Annotated in this window: 17 protein-coding genes; 7 read left to right on the forward strand and 10 right to left on the reverse strand. The window is 65.5% G+C overall.

Features of this window, described 5'->3' with window-relative positions; genetic code table 11:
- The 3 genes from rpsF to ppsA form a co-directional block, all read right to left on the reverse strand.
- Positions 1–375 (reverse strand): 30S ribosomal protein S6, encoded by a 375-nt coding sequence (gene rpsF / locus ACSFCA_RS14020; protein WP_093051100.1) that lies wholly within the window; start codon positions 373–375, stop codon positions 1–3.
- Between the two features lie 116 nt (positions 376–491).
- A complete protein-coding gene (locus ACSFCA_RS14025; protein ID WP_435459905.1) occupies positions 492–989 on the reverse strand; it encodes a hypothetical protein in 498 nt (165 codons plus the stop codon).
- 123 nt (positions 990–1,112) lie between these two features.
- The gene (gene ppsA, locus ACSFCA_RS14030; protein WP_435459906.1) at positions 1,113–3,506 is read right to left on the reverse strand and encodes a phosphoenolpyruvate synthase; all 2,394 of its coding nucleotides are present in this window, start codon (positions 3,504–3,506) and stop codon (positions 1,113–1,115) included.
- Between the two features lie 177 nt (positions 3,507–3,683).
- Between ppsA and ppsR the strand changes: the two genes are divergently transcribed.
- On the forward strand, positions 3,684–4,511 hold the full coding sequence (gene ppsR / locus ACSFCA_RS14035) for a posphoenolpyruvate synthetase regulatory kinase/phosphorylase PpsR (protein ID WP_093051109.1): 828 nt from the start codon (positions 3,684–3,686) through the stop codon (positions 4,509–4,511).
- A 49-nt stretch (positions 4,512–4,560) separates the two neighbouring features.
- Here the strand turns inward: ppsR and ACSFCA_RS14040 are convergent, their stop codons facing one another.
- The 7 genes from ACSFCA_RS14040 to ahpC all read right to left on the reverse strand — a co-directional run bounded on the left by ACSFCA_RS14040 (position 4,561) and on the right by ahpC (position 13,013).
- Positions 4,561–5,343, reverse strand: a complete 783-nt coding sequence (locus ACSFCA_RS14040; protein ID WP_435460200.1) for a heme ABC transporter ATP-binding protein — start codon at positions 5,341–5,343, stop codon at positions 4,561–4,563.
- A 26-nt stretch (positions 5,344–5,369) separates the two neighbouring features.
- On the reverse strand, positions 5,370–6,404 hold the full coding sequence (locus ACSFCA_RS14045; RefSeq protein ID WP_435459907.1) for a FecCD family ABC transporter permease: 1,035 nt from the start codon (positions 6,402–6,404) through the stop codon (positions 5,370–5,372).
- Entirely contained in the window at positions 6,401–7,303 is a 903-nt protein-coding gene (locus tag ACSFCA_RS14050) for a heme/hemin ABC transporter substrate-binding protein (protein ID WP_435459908.1), read from the reverse strand. Before ACSFCA_RS14050 ends, ACSFCA_RS14045 begins: the two co-directional genes overlap by 4 nt.
- Positions 7,300–8,400: a hemin-degrading factor gene (locus tag ACSFCA_RS14055; RefSeq protein ID WP_435460201.1), complete on the reverse strand. Its 1,101-nt coding sequence runs from the start codon at positions 8,398–8,400 to the stop codon at positions 7,300–7,302. Before ACSFCA_RS14055 ends, ACSFCA_RS14050 begins: the two co-directional genes overlap by 4 nt.
- Positions 8,401–8,440: 40 nt before the next feature.
- Entirely contained in the window at positions 8,441–10,654 is a 2,214-nt protein-coding gene (locus ACSFCA_RS14060; protein WP_435459909.1) for a TonB-dependent hemoglobin/transferrin/lactoferrin family receptor, read from the reverse strand.
- A 148-nt stretch (positions 10,655–10,802) separates the two neighbouring features.
- Positions 10,803–12,359, reverse strand: coding sequence for an alkyl hydroperoxide reductase subunit F (gene ahpF / locus ACSFCA_RS14065; protein WP_435459910.1), 1,557 nt, complete (start codon positions 12,357–12,359; stop codon positions 10,803–10,805).
- Positions 12,360–12,449: 90 nt separating this feature from the next.
- Positions 12,450–13,013 carry an alkyl hydroperoxide reductase subunit C gene (gene ahpC, locus ACSFCA_RS14070; protein ID WP_007830764.1) on the reverse strand — a complete coding sequence of 188 codons (564 nt, stop codon included), beginning with the start codon at positions 13,011–13,013 and terminating at the stop codon, positions 12,450–12,452.
- 261 nt (positions 13,014–13,274) lie between these two features.
- Here ahpC and bfr point away from each other — a divergent pair, with 261 nt between their 5' ends.
- From bfr to ACSFCA_RS14100, 6 genes are all read left to right on the forward strand, one after another.
- On the forward strand, positions 13,275–13,751 hold the full coding sequence (gene bfr, locus ACSFCA_RS14075) for a bacterioferritin (RefSeq protein ID WP_007830763.1): 477 nt from the start codon (positions 13,275–13,277) through the stop codon (positions 13,749–13,751).
- A gap of 121 nt (positions 13,752–13,872) precedes the next feature.
- The gene (locus ACSFCA_RS14080) at positions 13,873–14,517 is read left to right on the forward strand and encodes a PepSY-associated TM helix domain-containing protein (protein ID WP_435459911.1); all 645 of its coding nucleotides are present in this window, start codon (positions 13,873–13,875) and stop codon (positions 14,515–14,517) included.
- Between the two features lie 72 nt (positions 14,518–14,589).
- On the forward strand, positions 14,590–15,090 hold the full coding sequence (locus ACSFCA_RS14085) for a DUF2271 domain-containing protein (RefSeq protein ID WP_371127353.1): 501 nt from the start codon (positions 14,590–14,592) through the stop codon (positions 15,088–15,090).
- 52 nt (positions 15,091–15,142) lie between these two features.
- Entirely contained in the window at positions 15,143–15,952 is an 810-nt protein-coding gene (locus tag ACSFCA_RS14090; protein ID WP_435459912.1) for a DUF4198 domain-containing protein, read from the forward strand.
- A 17-nt stretch (positions 15,953–15,969) separates the two neighbouring features.
- Positions 15,970–16,974: an FAD:protein FMN transferase gene (locus ACSFCA_RS14095; RefSeq protein ID WP_435459913.1), complete on the forward strand. Its 1,005-nt coding sequence runs from the start codon at positions 15,970–15,972 to the stop codon at positions 16,972–16,974.
- Positions 16,971–18,332: a sulfite reductase subunit alpha gene (locus tag ACSFCA_RS14100; protein ID WP_435459914.1), complete on the forward strand. Its 1,362-nt coding sequence runs from the start codon at positions 16,971–16,973 to the stop codon at positions 18,330–18,332. Before ACSFCA_RS14095 ends, ACSFCA_RS14100 begins: the two co-directional genes overlap by 4 nt.
- Positions 18,333–18,562: the final 230 nt, after the last annotated feature.

The following is an 18,562-nucleotide window of genomic DNA, read 5'->3' on the forward strand; positions in this document are numbered from 1 at the left end:
TCAGTTGTTGTTGGCGGCGTATTCGGCCTGCTGGGCCTTGCGAGCCTCTTCGCGCTCGACCGTCTTCATCATCGACGAAGGACCGGTTTCGGCCTTCTTCTTCTGAACGGTCAGGTGGCGCAGCACGGCGTCGTTGAACTTGAACGCGTGTTCGAGTTCGCCCATCACGGTTTGCTCAGCTTCGATGTTGACGCACAGGTAGTGGGCCTTGTTGAGCTTGTTGATCTGGTAAGCCAGCTGACGACGGCCCCAGTCTTCAACGCGGTGGATCTTGCCGCCGCCGGCCGTGATCAGGCCCTTGTAGCGCTCCAGCATGGCCGGAACTTGTTCGCTCTGATCCGGGTGGATCAGCAAAATGATTTCGTAGTGACGCATGGCACTCCTTGTGGATTCTTCCGAGGAAGAGGAAAAGCCACCTGCAGCGTCGGGCGCAGTGTGGCAAGGCAAAGCCGGCGATTATAGCCCTGTAGCGCGCACTTCGGCAAGCCACCTCAGTCGTTGAGGGCCTTGTCCAGGGCAGCGGCCTTCTCCGGGCCCACCGCGGCGCGGATCTTGGGCGCCAGCGCCAGGAGGTCTTCATAGCTCGTCGTGCCCTCGACCTGCAGGTTGAGCCGGAAGCCCATCAGGCCCAGGCTGCCGGTGAGCTGCGTGGCGATGGGATAGGCGTCCTTGTAGCGCTGCTGATTGCTGCGCCCGGAGGAGCCCACAGCGGGAGCAGCGGGTGCGGCCGGCGCGACCGGTTTCGCCACTGCCTCAGCGGATGCGCCTCCGGCGGCCGGCGGTGCTGCACTGCCCTCCGTCGGCTCGAGCAGCCCCAGCGCCACCATCTGGTCGATGTCTTCGCGGGCGATGCCCATGCCGTTGGCCAATATCTCGTCGACCGAGCGCTTGCCATCGAAAAGGATGAAGGCCGAGCGCTGGCGCGGCGACAGAGGGACCGAGCGGTCCTTGAGAACCTGATGGCCCGTTTGCGTCTTGACAAGAATCATGGTGGTCTTCCCTTCCGGGATGCGCCCGTGAATCTCACAAGTCTGGCATCAATTACGCAATTCGTTTCAATAACACCCCACCGTCGCGGGAATCCCCCCATGGGGATTTCCGCAGTCCGGGCTTCAGCGCTTGGCGAGCTGCTGCCAGGTGTCGATCACGCTGTCGGGGTTCAGGGAAATCGATTCGATCCCCTCCTCCGCCAGCCACAGCGCGAAGTCCGGGTGGTCGCTGGGGCCCTGGCCGCAGATGCCAACGTACTTGCCCTCAGCCTTGCAAGCCTTGATGACACGGCTCAGCAGCGCCTTGATGGCCGGGTCGCGCTCGTCGAAGTCGGCCGCCAGCAGCTCGAGGCCCGAGTCGCGGTCCAGGCCCAGCGTGAGCTGGGTCAGGTCGTTCGAGCCGATCGAGAAGCCGTCGAAGAACTTCAGGAACTCCTCGGGCAGGATGGCGTTGCTCGGCACCTCGCACATCATGATCAGCTTGAGGTCGTTCTCACCGCGCTTCAGGCCGTGTTCGCCCAGCAGCGTGGTCACGCGCTCGGCCTGGCCCAGGGTGCGCACGAAGGGCACCATGATCTGCACGTTGGTCAGGCCCATGTCGTTGCGCACGCGCTTCAGCGCTTCGCACTCCATGGCAAAGGCCTCGCCGAAATCGGCGCTCAGGTAGCGCGCGGCGCCACGGAAGCCCAGCATCGGGTTTTCTTCTTCCGGCTCGTAGCGGCTGCCGCCGATCAGTTTGCGGTACTCGTTCGACTTGAAGTCCGAGAGGCGCACGATGACCTTCTTGGGCCAAAAGGCCGCCGCGATGGTCGCGATGCCTTCGGCAACCTTGTCAACGTAGAAAGCGCGCGGCGAGGCGTGGCCACGGGCCACCGACTCGACAGCCTTCTTCAGGTCGTTGTCGACGTTCGGATAGTCGAGGATCGCCTTCGGGTGCACGCCGATGTTGTTGTTGATGATGAACTCGAGCCGTGCGAGGCCCACGCCGTGGTTCGGCAGCTGCGCGAAGTCGAAGGCGAGCTGGGGGTTGCCCACGTTCATCATCAGCTGGATGTCGATTTCGGGCATCACGCCGCGCTGCACTTCGGTCACTTCGGTTTCGAGCAGGCCGTCGTAGATGAAGCCGGTGTCGCCCTCGGCGCAGCTCACAGTCACCAGCGTGCCGTCTTTCAGCAGGTCGGTGGCGTCGCCGCAGCCGACCACGGCCGGAATGCCCAGTTCGCGCGCGATGATGGCCGCGTGGCAGGTGCGCCCGCCGCGGTTGGTGACGATGGCGGCAGCGCGCTTCATCACGGGCTCCCAGTTGGGGTCGGTCATGTCGGTGACGAGCACGTCGCCGGCCTGGACCTTGTCCATCTCGCTGATGTTGTGCACCAGCCGCACGGGGCCGGTGCCGATCTTCTGGCCGATGGCACGGCCCTCGGCCAGCACGGCGCCCTTGCCCAGCAGCTTGTAGCGCTGCTCGGCCTTGCCTTGCTGCTGGCTCTTCACCGTTTCCGGTCGCGCCTGCAGGATGTACAGCTGGCCGTCGGTGCCATCCTTGCCCCACTCGATGTCCATCGGGCGGCCATAGTGCTCTTCGATGACCAGCGCGTACCTGGCGAGTTGCTCGACGTCGGCGTCGCTCAGCGAGTAGCGGTTGCGCTGCTCAGCCTTGACGTCGGTGGTCTTCACCAGCTTGCCGGTCGCCTTTTTTTCTTCAGGCGTGGCGAACTCCATCTGGATCAGCTTGGAACCCAGGTTGCGGCGGATGACGGCCTTCTTGCCGGCGCGCAGCGTCGGCTTGTGCACATAGAACTCGTCGGGGTTCACGGCGCCCTGCACCACCGTTTCGCCCAGGCCGTAGCTGGAGGTGATGAACACCACGTCTTCGAAGCCCGATTCGGTGTCGATGGTGAACATCACGCCGGCGGCGCCGAGGTCGGAGCGCACCATTCGCTGCACGCCGGCCGACAGCGCGACCACGTCGTGCTCGAAGCCCTTGTGCACGCGGTAGCTGATGGCGCGGTCGTTGTAGAGGGAGGCAAACACCTCCTTCATCTTGTGCAGCACGTCGTCAATGCCGACCACGTTCAGGAAGGTTTCCTGCTGGCCCGCGAAGGAAGCGTCGGGCAGGTCTTCAGCGGTGGCCGACGAGCGCACGGCGAACGAGGCGGCGGGGTTGCCCGAGCTCAGCGTGGCAAAGGCCTCGCCAATGGCCTTCTGCAGGTCGGCCGGGAACGGCTGGGCCTCGACCATGGCGCGGATCTCGGCGCCGGCGGTGGCCAGTGCGCGCACGTCCTCGGTGTCCAGCGCGGCAAGCCGCTTGCTGATCTTGTCGGCCAGGCCGTCGTGGGCCAGGAACTGACGGAATGCGTGCGCCGTGGTCGCGAAACCGGTGGGCACCCGCACGCCCTGCGGCAGCTGCGAGATCATTTCGCCGAGGCTGGCGTTCTTGCCGCCAACCGCCTCGACGTCGGTCATTCTCAGGTTTTCAAACGGTACGACCAGGGCGGTCGCGTCGAAAAGTGCAGACATGGGGAAGCTCCAGAAGTTGAAACCGGTGCCGCATGCAGACGGCGCGGCACGATCGTTGTCGTTGCTTTGGGTGCGGGCGCGGTGTGCATGGAAAGAATTGGGGCTGGGAAGCGGATTCCCGATAATGGCCCGGATTGTAGGCGTGGCAAGGTTGCCCGCGCCGCAGGACAAGGCCGCATGACCACGCATTCACGCACTGTTTTCTTCATTTCCGACGGTACGGGCATCACCGCCGAAACCTTCGGTAACGCCGTTCTCGCCCAGTTCGAGATGAAACCGCGCCATGTCCGACTACCTTTTACCGACACGGTCGACAAGGCCCACCAGGCGGTACGGCAGATCAACCACACGGCTGAACTCGAGGGCGTGCGCCCCATCGTCTTCACCACGCTGGCCAACATGGACGTGCTGGAAGTGATCGAAACCGGCTGCAAGGGCATGTTGCTGGACATGTTCGGCACCTTCGTGCGGCCACTCGAAATCGAGCTGGCCGTGAAGTCGAACCACCGGATCGGCCGTTTCAGCGACGTCAGCAAGAGCAAGGAATACAACGACCGCATCGCCGCGATCGACTTCAGCCTGCAGCACGACGACGGCCAGAGCAACCGTGACCTGGAAGGCGCCGACGTGATCCTGGTGGGCGTGAGCCGCAGCGGCAAGACGCCAACCTCGCTCTACCTGGCAATGCAGCACGGCCTGAAGGCGGCCAACTACCCGCTGATTCCGGAAGATTTCGACCGCCGGCAGCTGCCGCCGGCCCTGATTCCGCATCGCAAGAAGATCTTCGGCCTGACCATCCAGCCTGAGCGGCTCAGCGAAATCCGCAACGAGCGCCGGCCGAATTCGCGCTACGCCAGCCTCGAGAACTGCCGCCACGAGGTGAGCGAAGCCGAGGCGATGATGCGGCGCGCCGGCATCCGCTGGCTGTCGACGACCACCAAGTCGATCGAGGAAATCGCGACCACGATCCTGCAGGAGCTGCGGCCCGAGCGACTGGTCTACTGAGGTTGATTGCTATCTTTTGGATAGCAAGCAGCGACATCAGCGACAAAAGCTACCCGAAAAGGTACTGGACCGTGCCGTCCGCGCTTGTCACGGGCTGGCACGGCGTGCCCCAGACCGCCTCGATCAGCCCCGGCTGGAGCACTTCGGCTGCCGCTCCCTGCATCAGCCCGCCCGAAGCGCCGCCCAGCACCACCACCTCGTCGGCATAGCGCCGCGCCAGGTTCAGGTCGTGCAGCACGGCCACCACGCCCACGCCGCGCGCGGCCCAGGCGCGCAGCAGGCGCATCGCGGAATGCTGGTGCGCGAGGTCCAGCGCCGCGGTGGGCTCGTCGAGCAGCAGCCAGCGGGTCGCGCCGTTGGGCCGCGGATGCCAGAGCTGGGCCAGCGCCCGCGCCATGTGGGCCCGCGCCTTCTCGCCGCCCGACAGGGTGTTGAGGATGCGCGGCGCCAGCGCCGATGCATCGGTCAGCCCCATCGCCTCGTCGACGATCTCATCTTCGTCGCGGCCCGGCGAGCGGCGGTGCGGGTAGCGGCCCAGCGCCACGATCTCCTGCGCGGTGAAATCGAAGGCGACCGCGCTCTCCTGCGGCATCAGCGCCCGGCGTAGCGCCAGTGCCGGCATGCCGTGGTCTTCGAGCGGACGGCCATCGAGCGTCACCCTGCCCCGTGTCGGCGCCCGCTGGCCGGCCAGCACCGAGAGCAGCGTCGACTTGCCGGCGCCGTTGGGTCCGAGGATGGCCGTCACCCGGCCCGGCGCCAAGTGGACCGAAGCGTCGGCGAGCAGCGTCTTCGCCCCAACGCGGACCTCGACACTGGCGCAGCACAGCGCCATCTGATCGCGTGGCAACGTCGCCGCAGTCATATGCGCCCCTTGAAGTGCCGCAGCATCCACAGGAACATCGGCACGCCGATGAACGCGGTGAGCACGCCCAGCGGTAGCTCGGCCGGCGCCATCACCGTGCGTGCCACCGTGTCGGCAGCCAGCACCAGCGCCGCTCCCAGCAGCGCCGACGCCGGCAACACCACGCGGTGATCAGGCCCCGCCACCATGCGCACCCAGTGCGGCGCGATCAGGCCGATGAAGCCGATGATCCCGGTCGTCGCCGTCACCGCCCCCACGGCCACGGCCGTGACGACGATGGCGCGCCGCTTGATGCGTTCGACGTCCACGCCGAGCAGCGCCGCCTGCGCCTCGCCCAGCGCAATGGCGTTCAACGGCGCCGCCAGCGACCGCGCCGCCACGCACGACAGCAGCACCGCCACGCCGACCAGCAACACGGCACTCCAGCGCGCCCCGCCCAGGCTGCCCAGCAGCCAGAACTGCAGGCTGCGCAGTTGCTCGTCGGTCGCCATCACGCTGAGAAAACCGAGCCCCGCGCTCGCCAGCGCATTGACCGCAATGCCTGCCAGCAGCATCAGTGCCATGCGCGTGCCGCCTTCGCTGCGCGACAGGCCGTAGATCAGCAAGGTCACCGACAGCCCGCCGCCGAACGCCATGAGCACCAGCGTCCAGCTGCCAAGCGTGCGCGGCAGCACGGGCCACAGCCATGCGCCGAGGATGATCGTGACACCCGCCGCCAGCGCCGCACCACTGCTGATGCCAACAAGCCCAGGGTCGGCCAGCGGATTGCGGAACAGCCCCTGCATCAGCGTGCCCGCCATGCCGAGCCCCGCGCCCGCCGCCACGCCGAGCACGAGGCGCGGCAGGCGGATGTTGAGAAACACCAGGTGCTCGGGCGATTTGTCGGCCCCCTGCCCCAGCGAGGTCAGCACGCCCCAGAGTTGCGGCAGGCTGATGGCATACGCCCCCGAAACGGCCCCCACCACGAAGGCGGCGACGAGCAGCAGCGCACTGCCGCCCAGCACGGCCTGTGCCGAGAAGCGCTGGCTCATGCGGTGGCAGCCAGGAATTTTTCGTGCAGTTCGGCGATGGCCGCGGGCATGCGCGGGCCGAAGCCCAGCAGCAGCAAGGCGTCCTGCGTGATCAGGCTGCGCTTCTTGAACGCCGGCGTGAGCGCAAGCTCGGGCCGCTGCCAGAACTTGTCGACGCCGCCGTGAGCTTCGATGCTCTGCGTGCTGGTGAGGATGATGTCGGGCGCGGCGCTGGCCATGGCCTCGGCCGTCATCGGCCGGTAGCCCTGGAAGCCGCCGAGTGCGTTGACGCCACCCGCCAAGCCGATCACCGAATGTGCGGCGGTCTTCTCGCCCGAAACCTGCGGGCTGGCGCTGTGCGACAGCACGAACAGCACACGCGGCTTGCGCCCCTTCGAGGCTGCGGCCACACGCTGCTGCACCTGGCTCCATTCGGCATCGAGCTTCGCCTGCAGCTCGCGCGCCTGCGCCTCGCGCGCGGCGGCACGGCCGACGGCCTGCACCTTGCGCTGCACTTCGCCCCAGCTGTGGTCGGCCTCGATGATCTCGACCTTGACGCCCGCACTGCGAACCTGGTCGAGCACGACGGCCGGGCCCGATTCATTGGTGGCGATGATCGCGTCGGGCTTCAGCGACAGCAGGCCCTCGGCCGACAGCTGGCGCATGTAGCCGACCTTCGCCGTGGCGCGCGCGGCGGCGGGATACAGGCTGGTGGTGTCGGTGCCGACGAGCTGCACTTCCGCGCCCAGCAGGTAGACGACTTCGGTGATCGCGCCGCTGACGGTCACGAGCTTGGGCAGCTTCGCCTCCTGTGCGAACAGGGGCAGCGCGGCGGTGCCCAGCGACGAGGCGCCGAGCAGGCGCAGCACGTCTCGGCGTTGCAGCGGAAGGCGGGCGTTCATTTCATGAAAGGTGGTCATGGGGCCTCGTTCTTGAGTTGAAGACGCGGCAGCTCGCGCACGATGCGCCGCCACTCCTCGCGCTCCGGCATGCCGGGCTTGCGTGCGCCGAAGAACATCGCCATCAGCTCGCCCTGCTGGTCGAAGGCTTCGACCGAGGTCACGACGCCGTCGCTGGTCGGCTTCTCGACGATCCAGACGCTGGCGATACGGTCTTCGCGCATGTGCAGGTTGAAGCCCGGGTCGAGCACGTTGAGCCAACGCATCGGCGTCGCGTTCTCGCCGTGGCCCTTCATTTCCATCGGCTCGATGCGCACCACCGGGCCGGAGTGGATCTGGATGCAGCCCGGGCTGCCGACGAACACCATGATCGGCGTGCCGTCGAACGCGGCTTCGTTCAGCAGACCGCTGATGGCACTCAGTTCGGCGCGCTGCGTGAACTCGCCTTCGGTCAGGCGAAAGCTCTGCTGGCGCTCCACGCCGAACTTGTTCAGCAGGCCGAAGAACTCGTGCGTGTCCTGCATGCCGCGCCAGGCTTCGACGAGGCCTGCCGTGTCGATGGCGCTGTCTTCGCGCGGCGCAGCCTTGTCCTCGGGCGCGGCAAACACCACGGGCTCGTCGGGCGCCGTGAAGCTGTCGATGACCGACTGGAAGGCATCACGATCGGTGGCGTCGCGCACGAAGATCTTGTGCACGGCTACACCCTGTGCATTGAAGAACTGCAGGCTCAGCGAAGGCGACACACCCGGGTTGGCAGCCGCCTCGCTCACCGCGAAGCCCGCATGCCAACGGCTGAAGAACAGCCGCAGGTCGATGGCCTCGCCCAGTGCGATCCCCATCGCGCCGCTGCCCGACACCTTTTCATAGACGCCGGTCTTCTCGTGCACCGTGGTCTCATTGCGCGTGAGCGCAAGCACGGGGCCGCACAGCTCCAGCGCCTGCAGCAGTTCGACCCATGGGCCGTGCAGTCGGGTGGCGCGCAGGGCCTTGACATGCGTGCCCGTGTGCGCGGCCACCGCAGCGCCTTCGGACAGGCCCATGGCCGCGGCGGCGTCCTTGTGGCGCATGCCCTTGGCGCGCAATTCGGCGAAACGATCTCGGATGTCTTCGGCGTTCATCATCGGGTTTCCTTGTTGTGGTGAAAGCGGCGTGCGGCGATCAGAAGTCCGCCACGAGCGACACGTTGAAGCTGCGGCCCGGCTGGGTATAGGCGTCGCGGATCGTCGAGGTCGAGGTCAGCCCGCGCACGTCGCTCCACATCCAGTAGCGCTTGTTGGTGAGATTGACGATTGCCGCGTTCAGGCGCAAGTCCTTGCGGATGCGCCACTGTGCGCTCAGGTCGAAGGTGGTGGCAGCGGGCGTGCGGAACTGGGTGCCGGTCGTGACCTCGGTGCTGTCGATGTCCGACCACTTCTTGCGCGCGTGATTCACGGCGTCGAGGCGCACGCTCCACACCGGCGCCTGGTACTTGACGCCGACGCTGGCCTTGCTCGGGTCGATCGAGTTGAGCGGGCGGTTGTTGGTGCGGTCGCGTCCGCGCGTCTGGCCGTAGGCAAAAGGCACGGAGAAGCCGTTGCCGTTGTCGGTGAAGTCGAGTTCGCCCTTGATCTCGAAGCCGCTGATGCGCGCACGCCCGATGTTGACCGACTGGAAGGTCGCCGGATTGGTACGCGAGCCGAACACGCCACCGACCTGGCGGTCGTTCTCGATCAGGTCCTTGTAGTCGCCGGTGAACGCGGCCACGTCGAAGCTCAGCACGCCGGTGCGCCCGCGCACGCCGAGCTCGATGTTCTGGCTCTTCTCGGGCTTGAGATTCGGGTTGGGAATCGTCTTGTAGCCCGAGATCACGTTCTCGAAGAAGTTGTTGACCTGGAACGCGTTGGGCGCCTTGAAGCCAGAGGCGTAGTTGCCGTACACGCTCCATTGCGGCGTTGCGCGGAACAGCACGCCGAGCTTGGGCGATACGGCCGAGCCCGAGAGCGACACGGCCTGCGCGCCGAAGCCCGCCTGCTTCGCGTCGAGTGAGAAGCGGTCGAAGCGGATGCCCGGCGTGATGCTCCAGCGGTCGTGGATGAACTCGTCCTGCACGTAGAACGCGGACGAAGTCTCGCGCGTGTCGGGGAAGCGCTTGAGCGGGAAGGTCTCGCCAGCCGGGGGCACCAGGCCGGTCTGCAGGTTCTCGACGTTGGTGCGCGTGTAGTCGAAGCCGTAGGTGATCTTCTGTGCCCAGTCGCCGGTGCGCAGGGTCTTGTCGGCCTGCAGGCCGAACTGCCAGGTGCTCTCGTCGTAGGTGACGTCGCGTGTGCGGTCGGCGGCGGTGAAGCGGTCTTCGTAGATGAACTCGCGCGACTTCGCCTTCTGGTAGCTCACCACGGCGAGCAGGCTGTCGGCCATGACGGAATTCAGGCGCAGGCGGCCGTCGTAGGTGAAGCGGTCGCGCTGCAGATCGTTCTTGGCGTTGAGGCCGATGACCGAAGTGGACGCATACGGCGGCTTGGCGACGCCCGAGAGCAGGTCGTAGCGGCTGGTTTTCTCGATGTGCTCGAAGGTGAAACCGTGGCGCTGGTCGGCATTGGGCGTGAGGATCACCTTGGCAAGCAGCGCCTTGTTGCGGTCGCGCTCGGGGTTGGGCGTGGTGCGGTCGACGTTGGCGGCGTTGTTGGTACCCATGTTCTCCAGCGCGCTGGAGCGGCCCATGTTGGCCGAGATGAGCCACTGCAGTGTGTCGTTGGCCTTGCCCGCGAGCGTGACGCCGCCATGCGTGCCGTTGTCGTCGCCGCTGTAGCCGATGCTGGCGCTACCGCCGAAGCTCTTGCCATCGCGCAGGTAGGACGACGGGTCGCGCGTGATGAAGTTCACCAGGCCCGCGAGGCCGTCGGAGCCATAGAGCGCGGAGGCCGGGCCCTTGATGATCTCGATGCGCTCGACAAGGCTGATGTCGAAGTAGTCGCGCCCGAACGCGTTGGCGCTGAAGACGTAGCTGCGCGGCGTGCGGATGCCGTCGGTCAACAGCAGCACGCGGTTGCCGTCGAGGCCACGGATGTTGAAGCCCGCATTGCTGTCGCGGCCGGTGTTGCCCTGCGCGAGGCCGAAGCGTGCGGGGGCGCGCTTGACGGACACGTTGGGCAGGTCGCGCACCGCGTCGCGGATGTCGGTGATCTGCTTCGATTCGATGTCGTCGCGGTTGATGACCTCGGTGCTCACCGGAAGATCGTCCCTTGCCTGCTCCGAGCGCGAACCGCTCACCACCACTTCATTGAGCGCCGCGACACGCTGGGCCCACGAGGGTGCCGAAAGACCGAGCCCGGAGGCGATCAGGCACGGCAGGAGAGCGAGGCGATGGGAGGGACGTCGGTTGAGTTTGGAGGCCACGAAAAAAGGTCCAGAAACAGTTAAAGAACTGCTTGCTGGACCTTCGGGCGCAGAAGACTGCGCGAACGACCTGGCTGGCAATGAAGGGCTGTCGCCCGAGCTTTTTATTGTATGAGAATAATTCTCATTGAAACAACTTAAGGCTTACTCATGCAGGGGCCGATGTGCGGATCAGGTGGTCGAACGCACCGAGCGCCGCCTTCGCGCCGTCGCCGGCCGCGATGATGATCTGCTTGAACGGCACCGTGGTCGCGTCACCCGCCGCGAACACGCCCGGCACAGAGGTCTGGCCGCGCGCGTCGACGATGATTTCGCCGTGCTTCGACAGCTCGACCGTGCCCTTGAGCCAGTCGGTGTTGGGCACGAGGCCGATCTGGATGAACACGCCTTCGAGCTCGACCTTCTTCAGCTCGCCCGTCGCACGGTCCTTGTAGACCAGGCCGTTGACCTTCTGGTCGCCGGTGATCTCGGTGGTCTGCGCGTTGGTGAACACGTCAACGTTCTTCAGGCTCTTGAGCTTGCGCTGCAGCACGGCGTCGGCGCGCAGTTGCGTGTCGAATTCGATCAGCGTGACATGACCCACGATGCCGGCCAGGTCGATCGCCGCTTCGACGCCCGAGTTGCCGCCACCGATCACAGCGACGCGCTTGCCCTTGAACAGCGGACCGTCGCAGTGCGGGCAGTAGGCCACGCCCTTGTTCTTGAACTCGTGCTCGCCGGGCACGTTGATGTTGCGCCAGCGTGCGCCGGTCGAAATGATGACCGACTTGCTCTTGAGCGACGCGCCGCTTTCGAGCTGCACCTCGATGAGGTCGCTGCCGGGCACCAGGGCCTTTGCGCGCTGCAGATTCATGATGTCGACCTCGTAGTCGCGCACATGCTCTTCGAGCGCGTGGGCGAACTTCGGTCCTTCGGTTTCCTTGATCGAGATGAAGTTCTCGATGCCCAGGGTGTCGAGCACCTGGCCGCCGAAACGCTCGGAGGCAACGCCGGTGCGGATGCCCTTGCGCGCTGCGTACACCGCAGCTGCCGCGCCGGCAGGGCCGCCGCCGACGATCAGCACGTCGAACGGGTCTTTGGCGGCGATCTTCTTCGCTTCGCGCTCGACGCCGCTGGTGTCGATCTTGGCGAGGATTTCCTCCAGGCTCATGCGGCCCTGGCCGAACTCGGTGCCGTTGAGGAACACGGTCGGCACGGCCATGATCTGGCGTTCCTTCACCTCTTCCTGGAAGGTGCCGCCTTCGATCATGGTGGTGCGGATGCGCGGGTTCTGCACCGCCATCAGGTTCAGTGCCTGGACCACGTCGGGGCAGTTGTGGCAGGTGAGCGAGACGTAGATCTCGAACTCGAAGTCGCCGTCGAGCGCCTTGATCTGGTCGAGCACGGCCTGCTCGACCTTCGGGGGATAGCCGCCGATCTGCAGCAATGCAAGGATCAGCGAGGTGAATTCATGGCCCATCGGCAGGCCGGCAAAACGCGGGCCGTGGTTTTCGCTCGGGCGGTTGACCGAGAACGAGGGCTTGCGATGGTTGTCGTCGCGGCTTTCGGTCAGCTTGACCAGCGGGGACGACTCGGCAACGTCCTTCAGCAGCGACAGCATTTCGCCCGAGGCCTTGCTGTCGTCGAGCGAGGCGACGATCTCGATCGGCTGCGTGGCGCGTTCGAGGTAACTCTTCAATTGGGCTTTGGTGCTTGCGTCGAGCATGAGGGACTCTCTTTCGATAACTGAAAACTATCAACTGGGGGCAAAAAAGCCCGGGGCCTCGTGAGCGCCCGGGCTTTCGCGCAGGGGCGCTTAGATCTTGCCGACGAGGTCGAACGACGGTGCGATCGTCTTGTCGCCTTCATTCCACTTGGCCGGGCAGACTTCGTTCGGGTGAGCGGCGGTGTAGACCGCGGCCTTGAGCTTGCGCAGGGTTTCCTTGACGTCGCGGGCGATTTCGTTGGAGTGCACTTCGGCGGTCTTGATGATGCCTTCAGGGTTGATCACGAAGGTGCCGCGCAGTGCCAAGCCTTCTTCGGGGATGTGCACGCCGAAAGCGTTGGTCAGCGTGTGGGTCGGGTCGCCCACCAGGGGGAACTTGGCCTTGCCGACGGCCGGCGAGGTGTCGTGCCAGACCTTGTGCGAGAAGTGCGTGTCGGTGGTCACGATGTAGACCTCGGCACCCAGCTTCTGGAACTCGGGGTAGTTGTCGGCCGCGTCTTCGACTTCGGTCGGGCAGTTGAAGGTGAACGCCGCCGGCATGAAGATCAGCACGGACCACTTGCCCTTGAGCGTCTCGTCGGACACATCGATGAACTTGCCGTTGAGGTAGGCCTGGGTCTTGAAGGGCTGGACTTGGGTGTTGATCAGGGACATTGAAATTCCTTAGATGCTGCGGTTGGACAAAGATAAGTGCGAGCCATGAGTATAACTACCAATTCAATACATTTGATAGTCAGTATCTATTAAAAGTATTGGGACTTGCTATGTTTACGATGACCGCGAAACGCGTTTGGCGATACATCAATACGAACGTGTATCACCATCACACGCATGCAGACCGGCGCAGCATGGGATTGCTTGCAAGTGCCACTGCGCCCCTCTGACAATCACCGCTTTCAGAACAAGGAAAAAACCATGAAGGGCGACCCCAAGGTCATCGAACATCTGCAGGCGCAGCTCAAGAACGAGCTCACTGCAATCAACCAATACTTCCTCCACTACCGCATGCTCAAGCATTGGGGTCTGGACAAGCTGGCCAAGAAGGAATACGAGGAATCGATCGGCGAAATGAAGCACGCCGACAAGCTGATGGACCGCATCTTCATGCTCGACGGCCTGCCCAACCTGCAGGACCTGGGCAAGCTGAACATCGGCGAAGACGTGCCCGAACTGCTGCGCTGCGACCTCGGCGCGGAAACCGGCGCACAAGCCACCATCAAGGACGGCATCGCGCATTGCGAATCGGTGCGCGACTACGTTTCGCGCGATCTGCTGCAAGAGATCCTGGACGACACGGAAGAGCACATCGACTTCCTCGAAACCCAGATCGACCTGATCGACAAGGTCGGGGTGCAGAACTACCTGCAATCGCAGATGGGCGAGCTCGAATAAGGCGAGGCTCTCGCACCAGCCAATCAACGGGACTTCGGTCCCGTTTTTTATTGCTTTACGTAACTTAACTCCGCACGAATAACAGTCATTCTCATTTGCACGGATAAAATCCGCGCCTTCGATGACTGCCACCCGCCCCGACAACCGCCGCCGTGCCTACTGGCTCAAGACCCTGCACGAATGGCATTGGGTGAGTTCGGCCATCTGCCTCATCGGCATGATCCTGTTCAGCGTCACGGGCTTCACGCTCAACCACGCGGGGCAGATCGAGGCCAAGCCGGCCGTCACGAAGCTGAACGGCTCGGTCGACGAAGCCCTTCGCGCGCGGCTCGAAAAGCAGTTGCCCGCCGCCAAGGCCAGCAAAGGGAAAGCGCCCCTGCCCCCTGAACTCCAGACCTGGGTGCAGAAGCACTGGGACGTCGCCACCGCCGGCCGCGAGGCCGAGTGGTCGGACGACGAAATCTATCTCTCGCTCCCCCGCCCCGGCGGCGATGCCTGGCTGCGCCTGAGCCTGGCCGACGGCGAGATCGAATACGAGCGCACCGACCGCGGCTGGCTCTCCTACTTCAACGATCTCCACAAAGGCCGCAACACCGGCGCCGCGTGGAGCTGGTTCATAGACATCTTCGCGGGCGCCGCATTGGTCTTCTCGATCACCGGCCTGTTCATTCTCAAGATGCATGCGGGCAACCGGCCGTTCACCTGGCCGATGGTGGGCATGGGGCTCGTCGTGCCGGTGCTGCTCGCGCTGCTGTTCATTCACTGATTCATTCATCAATCGTCGATCCAGGAAAAGAGGTTTCCCGTGCACGTTCGCTATTCACTCGCACCGCTGGCCATGTCGGCGCTGTTCGCAGCTCCGGCCTTCGCGTCGGGGCTGGCCGTCAACATCGAGATCCCCCGGCTGAACGTCTCCGAGTACCACCGCCCCTACGTGGCGACCTGGATCGAGCGCGCCGACAACACCGTCGCCGGCACGCTGGCGGTCTGGTACGACGTGCGCACCAAGACCAACAACCCCGAGGGCGAAGGCACGAAATGGTTGAAGGACATGCGCCAGTGGTGGCGCCGCGGCGGCCGCGAACTCGCGGTACCGGTCGACGGCGTGACGGGCGCCACCAAGCCCGCCGGCAAGCACCAGCTGAGCTTCACCGAAGGCACGGCGCCCATGCCCAAGCTCGCACCGGGCGCCTACAAGCTCGTGGTGGAAGCCGCGCGCGAAGTCGGTGGCCGCGAGGTCGTGAGCATTCCCTTCCAGTGGCCCCCGACGGCAGCGGCACAGCCGACCGCAACGGGCAAGGAAGAGCTCGGCGAAATCAAGCTCGAACTCAAGCCCTGACCTGCGCCGCACAGCCCCTTTCACCGCCAGCCCGTCACATCAAGGAACTGCCATGACCCATTTCAACCTGCGCGCTGCCTCCCTCGCCATCGCCCTGTCGGCCGCCGCTTCGCTCGCCCAGGCGCACAACGCCTGGCTGCTGCCCTCTTCCACCGTGTTCTCCAAGGCCGACACCGTGACCGTCGATGCCGCGGTGTCGAACGACTTGTTCGTGGCCAATCACGCACCGCTGCGGCTCGACGGCCTGCAGATCACCGCGCCCGATGGCAGCACCATCAAGCCCGAGACCGAAGCCAAGCTCAAGCTGCGCAACGTGTTCGACGTGAACGTGGCGCAATCGGGCACCTATCGCATCGCCGTGATCAATGCCGGCGCCTTCGCGAGCTGGAAGGACAAGGCCACGGGCCAGACCAAGCGCGCGCGCGGCACGGCCGAGACCATCGGCAAGGAAATCCCGGCCGATGCGCAGGACGTGACGGTCACCCAGTCGTCCGGCCGCATCGAGACCTTCGTGACGGTCGGCAAGCCTTCGGTGCTCAAGCCAACCGGGCAGGGGCTGGAGCTGATCGCCACCGGCAGCCCGACCGACCTGGTCAAGGGCGAGAAGGCCACCTTCACGCTGAACCTCGACGGCCAGCCCGCCAAGGGCCTCGAAGTGACGGTGACGGCAGGCAACACCCAGTACCGCGACAAGCTCGAGGAAATCAAGCTCAAGACCGACGACAAGGGCCAGTTCAGCGTGACCTGGCCGGCCGCCGGCATGTACTGGCTCGACGCCAGCACCAAGGACAACAAGACCACGGTGCCGCAAGCCAAGGAACGCCGCCTGAACTACGCGGCCACCCTTGAAGTGATGCCCTGACACGGCAGCCAACCACCTTGGGCCTTTCGTTCAGCACCTGGCGCGCTGGCGGCTACGCCAACGCAGCCGTACCGCGCCCCGCCGATCCCGCGACCCTGCAGCAGTTGGGCGGGCAGACCATGGGCACAACCTGGTCGCTGCGCTTCGACAATCCGCGGATGCTGCCGCTGGGGCAGGTGCGCGCGGCCGTCGAGTCGGCGCTCGGCCGCGTGATCGCGCAGATGAGCCATTGGGAGCCGGACTCGGACATCAGCCGCTTCAACCGGGCGCCGGCCGGGTCGCGGCACGTGTTACCCACGGAGTTCGCTGAGGTGATGCGCTGTGCTGCGCGATGGGCAACGGCCAGCGGTGGCGCGATCGATCCGACCGTCGGTCCACTCGTCGCTTGTTGGGGCTTTGGCCCCGGAGCGAAAGAAAACGGACTGCCTGCTGCGACGGCCTTGGCCGATGCGCGTGCGTGCGTCGGCTGGTCGCGGCTGGCCTTCGATGCAGCCGATGGCTCGCTGCTGCAACCGGGCGGCTTCGCGCTCGATCTTTCGGGCATTGCCAAGGGCTTCGCGGTCGACCATGGCGTCGAGGCGCTGCGCGCACTTGGCTTTGTCGACTTCCTCTTTGAAGTCGGCGGAGAACTGCGAGGCATCGGGCAACGTCCCGGTGGGCAGCCTTGGCAGGTGCTCGTCGACGGCGACCCGACCAAGGCGCGGCGCGTTGCGCTTGCCGACATGGCCATCGCCACGTCGGGCGACCGATGGCACCAGCGCTCGGACAAGGGGCGCCGCTGGTCGCACACCATCGATCCGCGCACGGGCGAACCGGTCGCGCATGCACTGGCCAGCGTCACCGTGCTGCACGCGGAGTGCATGCAGGCCGACGCACTGGCCACCGTGCTGACGGTGCTGGGCCCGGACGAAGGATTCGACTTTGCGCAGCGGCATGACGTTGCCGCGCTGTTCGTGAGCCATGGCGACGCATCGCCTGCGGCAAAGGCCACGCGCGCCTGGCCCGCACCGGCCGGGGCATGAACGACTTCGGCTGGCGCGCATTGGGTGCGGGTTCCACCGTGGTGGCGTACGCGGCGCTTTGCGCGTCGATCTACGTGCGCGAGCGCAGGCGGCAGGCCTCTGCTGCGCGCGACGCCGTAGCGCTCTCGGGGAGCGGCAACGAGCCACCAGTCCTCGTGCTGTTCGCCAGCCAGACCGGACAGGCCGAAGCCATCGCCTGGCAGACCGCGCGGCAGCTGAGTGCCGCAGGCATGCCGGCACGCGTGATGGAGCTGAACACGCTCGATGCCCCGACGCTGGCCGCCGCGCGGCGTGCGCTCTTCATCGCCAGCACCTACGGCGAAGGCGACGCGCCCGATAGCGCCAGCGTGTTCGCCGAGCGCGTGATGAATTCGCCACCCAAGTTGCCGTCGCTGCGTTACGCCGTGCTGGCGTTGGGCGACCGCCAGTACGCCAACTTCTGCGGCTTCGGCCGCGCACTCGACGAATGGCTGCTTGCGACGGGCGCCAAGCGCGAGTTCGATCGCATCGAGGTCGACAACAGCAACCCCGCCGCGCTAGCCGCATGGCAGGCGCAATGGGGCGATGCGCCGGCGGCCGACGACAGCGCGACGACTACCAGCTTCACGCAGTGGCGGCTCATTGCGCGCGAGCGACTCAATCAAGGCAGCGCGGGCGCGCCAGTTTTCCACCTCGGACTGGTGCCGCAGGCTGGCACATTGCCGCATTGGGTTTCAGGCGACCTGGTGCAGGTGGCGGTGGCGAGCGATCCGGCACGCCCGCGCGACTATTCGATCGCGTCCGTACACGCCGACGGCGAACTGCAATTGCTCGTCCGGCAGGAGCAGCATCCCGATGGGACGCTTGGCGCGGCGTCGGGGCTGCTCACGTCCACACTCAGCATCGGCGACACGGTGGCCTTGCGACTGCGGCCTCATCGAGGGTTCCGCCTGGATGGCAACGAAGCACGGCCGCTGATCCTCATCGGCAATGGCACTGGCCTGGCCGGTCTGCGCGCGCACCTGCGGACCCGTGCCGCCGCGGGCAGACACGACAACTGGCTGGTTTTCGGCGAGCGCCAGGCCGCTCACGACTTCCTGTATCGCGAAGAAATCGAAACCTGGCAGGCCAACGGCGTGCTGCAGCGGCTCGACATGGTGTTCTCGCGCGATCAGGCGGAGCGCTTCTATGTCCAGCACCGGCTGCTGCAGTCGGCCGACACCTTGCTGCGGTGGCTGGACGACGGCGCGGCAATTTATGTCTGCGGAAGCTTGCAGGGCATGGCGTCGGGCGTGGACGCCGCGCTACGGCAGGTTGCAGGCGAAACGATGGTGAGCGAACTGACGGCCAGTGGACGTTATCGCCGCGACGTCTACTGACGCTCTGCGCTTCGGGCCAGTTGCGTGACAGCAACAAATCAGCAGAACTTTTTAATTAATACGAAGTTGGCCGCGCACTTCCGTATTGAGAAACAATATCATTCGCAGCGATTTACAAACGCTTTGTAAATCGACTCACCCAGCCAGTCCGCCCTCGCTTCTTCAGAAAACGCAGGCCGCCAGGACATCGCCAGTCGAGTCCTGCCGCCCGCCCTTTTCGGAGAAGAACT

It is taken from the genome of Variovorax multivorans (assembly GCF_051216835.1).
Classification (GTDB): Bacteria; Pseudomonadota; Gammaproteobacteria; order Burkholderiales; family Burkholderiaceae_C; genus Variovorax.